Annotated in this window: 3 protein-coding genes; all 3 read right to left on the reverse strand. The window is 52.6% G+C overall.

Annotated features, from left to right (window positions below):
- Nucleotides 1-136 precede the first annotated feature (136 nt).
- The 3 genes from MIB40_RS19160 to MIB40_RS19170 all read right to left on the reverse strand — a co-directional run bounded on the left by MIB40_RS19160 (nt 137) and on the right by MIB40_RS19170 (nt 3,765).
- The gene (locus MIB40_RS19160; protein ID WP_249697115.1) at nt 137-895 is read right to left on the reverse strand and encodes a DeoR/GlpR family transcriptional regulator; all 759 of its coding nucleotides are present in this window, start codon (nt 893-895) and stop codon (nt 137-139) included.
- A 123-nt stretch (nt 896-1,018) separates the two neighbouring features.
- Complete coding sequence (locus MIB40_RS19165; RefSeq protein WP_249697116.1) at nt 1,019-2,953, reverse strand: sigma-54-dependent Fis family transcriptional regulator; 1,935 nt, start codon at nt 2,951-2,953, stop codon at nt 1,019-1,021.
- Nucleotides 2,954-3,318: 365 nt separating this feature from the next.
- Entirely contained in the window at nt 3,319-3,765 is a 447-nt protein-coding gene (locus tag MIB40_RS19170; protein ID WP_249697117.1) for a DUF4124 domain-containing protein, read from the reverse strand.
- Nucleotides 3,766-3,953: the final 188 nt, after the last annotated feature.

Below are 3,953 nucleotides of genomic sequence, written 5' to 3' on the forward strand. Positions count from 1 at the left end.
CCCCGTAGGGCGGTCCTAAAATGGTTTCTCTCGGTGTTGAAGCCCTTGTTCAGGTCTCGACATGAACGGCGAGCTTCGCCTTGATAAAAACCATTATAGGATCCGCAGAGATCTATCCGAATTAATCAGAGGTGCCCTAGATTAAATGCAGCTGAATCTCATTCGCCTGTAAAATCTCGTTGATCCCATCGGGTGGTGAAGTGTCGGTAAAGACATGATCCATCTGGCTGATGTTGCCCAGTCGAACAGTGGCGTTGCGGCCAAATTTGGAATGATCAGCGGCCAGTAATACCTGACGGGAATTTTCGATAATGGTCTGGGCCACTCGCACTTCGCTGTAATCGAAATCCAGCAATGAGCCGTCCTCATCAATACCGCTGATTCCGATAATGCCGAAATCCATTTGGAAATGGTTGATGAAATCCCGAGTCGCTTCACCAACAATACCCCCGTCGCGATGACGCACTTCCCCCCCGGCGATGATGACCGAGAAATCTTCCTTGGCGCTCAGGATGGCTGCAACATGGATGTTGTTGGTGACTACCTGCAGGTTTTTGTGATGCAGCAGAGCCTGGGCGATGGCTTCGGTGGTGGTGCCGATGTTGATAAACAGGGAGGAGCCGTCGGGGATCATTTTGACTAACTCGGCGGCGAGTTTGTCCTTGGCTTCCTGATTCATCACCTTGCGTGCCTGGTAGGCCGTATTCACGGTGCTCGATTCAATACCTGCACCGCCGTGGTGACGGCGAATTTTTTTGTGCCTGGCCAGGTGGTTCAGGTCGCGCCTTATGGTTTGTGGGGTGACCTGGAAGTGATCGACCAGCTCATCAATGCTGGCAAAGCCCTGTTGCTCGATTCTTTCAAGGATCTGTTCCTGACGGCGCTGTTGGGTCATAAATGATGAGGCTCCACAAATAAGCTGGAGTCGTTGCTCCATTACTCGACAAGGTGTTTGGGAATTCTATAGGGCGAACGCCGTCACTGACAAGCGGCCGCTTTGGGCGAGGGTGGAAGGCGGTTAGCGTACGCCCAGTTCGCGTAAACGCTTATAGAGCGTGTTCCTGCTCATATTCAATGCGCGGGCGGTACGAGATATGTTACCCATATTCTGGTTATAGAGTCGCAGCAGTTCGGCGTTATGGCGAGCCGCCGGCTGGGCTTCCAGCGGAGGTGTATCGTTGGTGGCAGTGGCCGGATGGACCAGCACGGAAGCAGTGCCGGAAAGCTTTGTTGAGGGGATGGATTGTTCCGATTCCGGGGTTGGTGTACCAGCAGGTTGAATATCTTCAAAAAAATCGTCGGGCAGGTCCCAGCTGCGAATGGGTTCCCGGTCAGCCATGGCCAGGGCAATTTGCAAGACACTGACCAATTGTCGGATATTGCCCGGCCAGGGGTGTTGGTTAAACAGGGTAAGAATATCCTGTGACAGATGGTCAGCCTGGTCCTGGGTTCGATAGAGGCGGTGGATTTCCTGGAACAGAGCCTCGCGGTCGGTCCGTTGTCTCAGGGGCGGAAGCTCCAGGTTCAGCCCACTGACCCGGTAATAAAGGTCCTGGCGGAAGTGATCGCGATCCACGGCTTCCTTCAGACTACGGTTGGTGGCCGAAATCAGTTTGATATCTACGGCGTAAGACTCGGTAGTGCCCAGGGGAGTGACTTTGCGCTCCTGCAAGACACGCAATAAACGCGCCTGGGCTTTCTTTGGCATATCGCCGATTTCGTCGAGAAACAGCGTGCCCTTGTGCGCCTTGCGAATAAGCCCTATGCCCCCCTTGCTGCTGGCGCCGGTGAAGGCGCCCTTGGCATAACCGAACAGCTCCGATTCGACCAGCTCGCCAGGAATCGCCGCGCAGTTAACGGCAACCAGTGGGTAGCTGCGGCGCGAGCTCTGTTGGTGCAGGGCTTTAACAAATACCTCTTTACCGACACCGGTTTCACCATGGATAAGAATGGGGATCTCTTTCTCTATGATGCGTTCGGCCTGGTGGATTGCGCGGGTAATCTGCTCATCGCCAAAACCCAGTCGATGCAAGGGAATGCAATCCTTGTCGTTCTCGACAGGAGTTGTATGGCGGAAATCGACGGGTTCAATAACGGGCTGGGAGGGACGCTTGATCAACGCGTGCATCTGATATTTGCCCAGGGCCTTGAGCGGTACGGGCAGTTGTTCCGGATGGCTCTTGAGTTCGCGCAAAGGGCAATCAAAGAGCTCGATAATATTGGCCTGGGTCAGATCCTGCCCGAGCATAAGTTCGGCACGACGATTGGCCGAGATAACGGTGCCTTCATCGTTAAACACAAGCAATCCGGCCCAGGGGCTGTCGATGTTGTCCAGGTTAGTATTAAAGGTCAGCAGGAAATGCTCCTGGTGAAAACGGTTAATGATCAGCCGGTTCTCCACCGATTGAGACATCAGTTTGACCATGCCGAGAGTATGGGCCTGGGGTAAATAGCTGTCACTGGAGACGTCCAGCACCCCCAGCAGATCGCGATTGGCATTATAGATGGGGGCCGCCGAACCGATCATAAAACGATTGGCTTTGAGGAAATGTTCGTCCCGTTGAATCTGCACCGCCTCGCCGGTGGCCAGGGCGGTTCCTATGGCGTTGGTGCCGCCGATCTTTTCATTCCAGGCCACACCCTGCTCGAAGAAGGCGGTACGTTGGGGGCCAACAAAACGTCGATCGCCCCAGCTGTTGATCAGCTGGCCGCGGCTGTCAGTGAGCAGAATCAGGCTTTTGGAGTTGGAGAGGATGTTCTCATAGTAGGGCAGTACTTCGTTGCCCGTGGTTTGCACCAGAAACTGATGTTCATCAATCAAACTGCTGAGCTCGCCCTTGTTCAGGCGTTGCAGCTTGGGTTGGCTGGAATGATCGAGGCCGAATTCACGGCACCGTTTCCATGAGCTATTGATCAGATCGATATGATCTGTGGGCACTTTGGCTTGCGACATCGTACCGTCCCTGGTGTTGTAATTATTCTACTGGGGCTGCGGAAGAAGGCTTGGGTTCAGCGAGTCTCAGCGGTGGGAAACTAATAGACTAGCAGACCATTGTATATGTCCATTTGGGCAGATTGTCAATGAGTGTTTGATCGATTATGTTCGTGCTGGGTTCGATACTGTTCGTTTTGTCTCGACTATTTGTTTTTTAACAAGGACTTATCGATCCATGATGGTAGTTATCTGCACGTACCGTTGTTGGTATGGGGGTGCGTAGCCTACTGGGCGCCTCGCTGCCGAGCCTAAGGCCGGCAACTGATGATAATCCGAGGCACCCACCTGTTCGGTCAAGGTAGGTGCCAATCGGTCAGGCGTGATTAGCGCTTTTCGAGGGTTTGAATGATTCCCATGGTATCAACCTTCATGCGGGAGCCGGTGAACTCGAGGACTTTGATCTTGATGCCGGACGTATCGATGATATTGCCATCAAGGCTGAATGGTTCGGGACTTAAGGCTCTGCCACTGGAAATAGCGGTCCATTGATTGCCGGAAAACTGCCAGATATCTTCGCCAAGATCCATGCTGCTCATGTCCATATCGCCAACCATGGTAATCAGCCACTTTCCTTGCAGCGCGGCGGAGGTAAGTTCCGATGTTGAAGTATTCGATGTCAGCTGATCGGTTTGATCGATGGCCTTTCCTCCGCAAGGTTGATTGGAAAAGCTTTTGCTGCCATCAGGGCGCTCGCATTTATAAATTTGACCGGAATAAGATGGAGCACTGAAAATGATGAGTAATAAACTGATTAAGTAATAATGTCTCATTATATGCATCCTGATAGTGAAAGTAGGATTAAAGCACCTCTGATGAATTCAGATGAACTCTGGCTTTCAGGCGATTCTGGGTTCGCCTGAAAGCCCCGTAGGGCGGTCCTAAAATGGTTTCTCTCGGTGTTGAAGCTCTTGTTCAGGTCTCGACATGAACGGCGAGCTTCGCCTTGATAAAAACCATT

Origin of the sequence: Aestuariirhabdus haliotis, from assembly GCF_023509475.1 — a bacterium.
Taxonomy (GTDB): Bacteria; Pseudomonadota; Gammaproteobacteria; order Pseudomonadales; family Aestuariirhabdaceae; genus Aestuariirhabdus; species Aestuariirhabdus haliotis.